The sequence below is a fragment of the Vibrio sp. A11 genome (assembly GCF_013048705.1).
Classification (GTDB): domain Bacteria; phylum Pseudomonadota; class Gammaproteobacteria; order Enterobacterales; family Vibrionaceae; genus Vibrio; species Vibrio metschnikovii.
The window spans coordinates 1-3,028 of record NZ_VHSI01000040.1 but is presented as its reverse complement, the minus strand read 5'-3'; the positions used below and the strand labels follow the sequence as shown (position 1 = coordinate 3,028).

4 protein-coding genes are annotated in these 3,028 nt (G+C 41.2%); 2 read left to right on the top strand and 2 right to left on the bottom strand.

All coding sequences use genetic code 11. The features are described from left to right. Nucleotides 1-197 (top strand): hypothetical protein (locus FKQ60_RS17435; protein ID WP_212752463.1); only part of this gene is annotated, 197 nt, incomplete at its 5' end. Nucleotides 198-686: 489 nt separating this feature from the next. Here the strand turns inward: FKQ60_RS17435 and FKQ60_RS17075 are convergent. Further along, nucleotides 687-1,442, bottom strand: a complete 756-nt coding sequence (locus tag FKQ60_RS17075) for a hypothetical protein (protein WP_170906809.1) — start codon at nucleotides 1,440-1,442, stop codon at nucleotides 687-689. Nucleotides 1,443-1,560: 118 nt separating this feature from the next. On the opposite strand from FKQ60_RS17075, the gene FKQ60_RS17065 reads away from it, so the two are divergent. Next, nucleotides 1,561-2,100 carry a hydrolase gene (locus tag FKQ60_RS17065; RefSeq protein WP_170906808.1) on the top strand — a complete coding sequence of 180 codons (540 nt, stop codon included), beginning with the start codon at nucleotides 1,561-1,563 and terminating at the stop codon, nucleotides 2,098-2,100. Nucleotides 2,101-2,382: 282 nt separating this feature from the next. On the opposite strand, the gene FKQ60_RS17060 is transcribed toward FKQ60_RS17065, so the two are convergent. Further along, nucleotides 2,383-2,868 (bottom strand): helix-turn-helix domain-containing protein, encoded by a 486-nt coding sequence (locus tag FKQ60_RS17060; RefSeq protein WP_170906807.1) that lies wholly within the window; start codon nucleotides 2,866-2,868, stop codon nucleotides 2,383-2,385. Nucleotides 2,869-3,028: the final 160 nt, after the last annotated feature.

The window sequence follows — 3,028 nt, the reverse complement described above, 5'->3', positions numbered from 1 at the left end:
GTCGCGTTACTTTCGCCGTGGACGGAATTGAAATTGAGCTAACAGAAAAAGATAAAGTCAAAGCAAGAAACTGGAATGTAAATCATAGTGTATGCAGTTGGATATGCACTTCACCGGTGGAAGTCAGAGCGAGCAGAAATTTGTCACTGCCGTTTGCGATAACAAAAACTGAAGAAGAGGGGGACGACGGTCCGTGAGATGTAAAGCCTTTTTGCGGAGCATTATTTTTGGTCTGATTGCCTGACCGCAAGTATCAGCAAGTTTTGTCAACGCTAGCACCGGATTTAATGTTTCAACCCATGGATACCAGAGACTTTTTGGAAGTCATAGGGGTAAGCGTGTATCTCATCTTAATTTCAAATCAAAGTGCGATTCAACAAGCACCAACTTAAAGTATAGCGAAAAACGCCGCCAATGAGCGCTGAGCGTGAGTTGAGTGGTCTTCTAAGGTAACCCTATGCGTTAACATCTGAATGGCTTTAAATTGCCGATACGGTCGTTTATGGGGCGTGGTGATTTGTTAGGTTTATTTAGCAATCTCCGATAATGGTCTTCTTCATCAGGTTGGCTTGCTAACCACAACAAAGGTTTTTTAGTGGTTAATGATCTGATTTGTAATCGGCTATTATCTTCAAGTTTGATTCTTCTTTGAACAAGCATTATCACCTCACAAATTTTAAATGAGCTTAAGGACTGCATTTTTTTATCTGCGTAATGAGCTGAATGGCTAGTATGGCTGAGCGTGTTTTGACAGCCTGATGATCATGCTCAATGATGTTGATAATTGCTGACTCTATAAACCTCAGCCAAGCAGCGAGAATTTCAGCATCTCCGGCAAGAGCTAATAGACAGGCGTCCTTAACATAAGATTGATATTCATCACGGCATTCGACAAGGGAATTAACCCCGATAGGATCCCACTCCTCCCACAGGAAATTGTCTACGATATCAATTAACGGTTCGGTGATTGAATACGTATTTTGAAGCTGGTCAATATGATGCTGGAAGACCCGTTCCATTCCTAGTATGTGAAATGAATGTAACGGTTGTTTATCAACGAAATAAAAGGCCTGGTTATCCAAAGTAACTGATTCACCTGAGAACCATTCATAAGCTACGATAGGTTGTTCATCCTTTGCTGCATTATAATCAACGCACGCTACATGATTGGATAGTCGTATTGGATAACCCGACAAACTGTAATGCCCAATGACGACTGGCACTGAGAGTACGCTTCCGACGTGGGGTTCGGGTAATGTTATTGAAGGAACACGATGCTCTTCTCCGTAGGGTACCTGAGCGAGTTGTTGATACGTACTCGCCTTATCTAACCACCAACAGACACGGATTTTTTGGCGTTGCTTGCCTGTGCGATCTGTAAAATAATACCCTTCAGGTAAGGTTAATTCTGGGCCTTTTAACGGTTCAAGAGGGACAACCAACGCGTGGCATTTTTATTGTGCGTTGGTTTTTGTGGTTACGGTGTTATGCGGAAACTGGGTAGTAGCGTTGTCAGCCCCTTAAGCGGGCGTTATAAAGTGGTTTAGCACAGGAGTTTGTATGCTTAATAAGGAAAACACTGGCCTGATTGTCGTTGATATTCAAGGTAAGCTTGCTCGATTGGTATCCAATAGTAACGAGCTCGTTTCAAACTGTACAAAACTAGTTAAAGGAGCCCAATTTCTTGGTTTACCAATAGTTTGGCTTGAGCAGAATCCTGATAAATTAGGTAAAACTATCGAAGAGATAAATGAGCTATTGAGTAATCAAAAGCCTATTGGCAAGTTCAGTTTTGACGCTTGTAGTGAGCCTCGTTTTATAGAGGAAATCCAAAAATCAGCCAAAACTTCTTGGTTAATATGTGGGATCGAAGCTCATATATGTGTTTATCAAACGGCACTTCATCTAAAAAAACTGGGTTACGATATACACTTAGTAAGCGATTGTGTTTCGTCACGTGATGAATTAAACAAAGAGCTAGCAATCAGAAAGTTAGCAGATTTTGGAGTTGGTATAACTGGTTTAGAAATGAGTCTTTATGAACTAGTTAAAGATTGCCGAGCACCAGAATTTAAAGAAATACTCAATTTAATTAAGTAGTTATCCACCTTATAACACTTCAAGAGGGACTTCCAACGCGCGGCATTTTTATTATGCGTTGATTTCAGTGGTTTCGGCGTTGTGCAGAAACTTGGTAGTAGCGTTGTCAGCCCCTTAAGTGGGCGTTATGCTTTATTGAACCTTAGCTAAATCAATATATAAATTTTAATGGGAAAACTCAGTCTGATTTAGAGGTTTTCCGTAAACTCCCCATGAACCCACGGGGCGATATTGTTAGTGTTCAATATCTTGCTCTACTTGGAATGAGATATACCAGTGACCTCATTTAAAGCTAACGGTGCAGTTCTTGATGTTGCCTTGCACTTCTTGAGACTTGCGGAACTTCAACCAACCCAGCTTGCTTGGTAGTTTCACTCGCTTGCCGTCTAGCTCACAGTATTTGTTGAAGTTAACAAAGCGAATTAAGTCTTGGTTTTTGCCTTTTTTCTTAAATCTAGGCTTGTCAGCCGCAAGTGATTTGTCGAAGCATCGTATCCAAGCACCATGTAAATCTTTAAGTTTTTGCTGTAGGTTATCGGTGTACGCTTCTTTGAGCCAAGAAAGTTCTTCTTCTTCTTTCTTCCACTGCGTCACTAGTTTATTCAGCTCAAAAGCACTTGGGATCTTCTCGTCAGACTCCAACTTACCTAAGCAGTAACGCAAGCCTTGATTCCACACAAATCGAGCATGACCGCAAAGTACAGCAAGTCTAGCCGCTTGGGTGGCGGTAGGCTCTAGTCGAAACTTGTATGCTTTACGTATTAACATGACAATCAGTGTGCAGGGTGATAATGTAATTATATTAGGGCTTGTTGATCTTTCGTGATGGATTATTAGACAGCATGATGGGCTGGTATAATTACTTTCGCCAAAAACTAACCATGACAACCCATCATGCCAAGAACAATGTTAACAGACGAGTACTGGT

Bases quoted from the DNA above. Each gene is read 5' to 3' on its own strand.
- FKQ60_RS17060 (WP_170906807.1), bottom strand. From the start codon at position 2,868: ATGTTAATACGTAAAGCATACAAGTTTCGACTAGAGCCTACCGCCACC.
- FKQ60_RS17065 (WP_170906808.1), top strand. From the start codon at position 1,561: ATGCTTAATAAGGAAAACACTGGCCTGATTGTCGTTGATATTCAAGGT.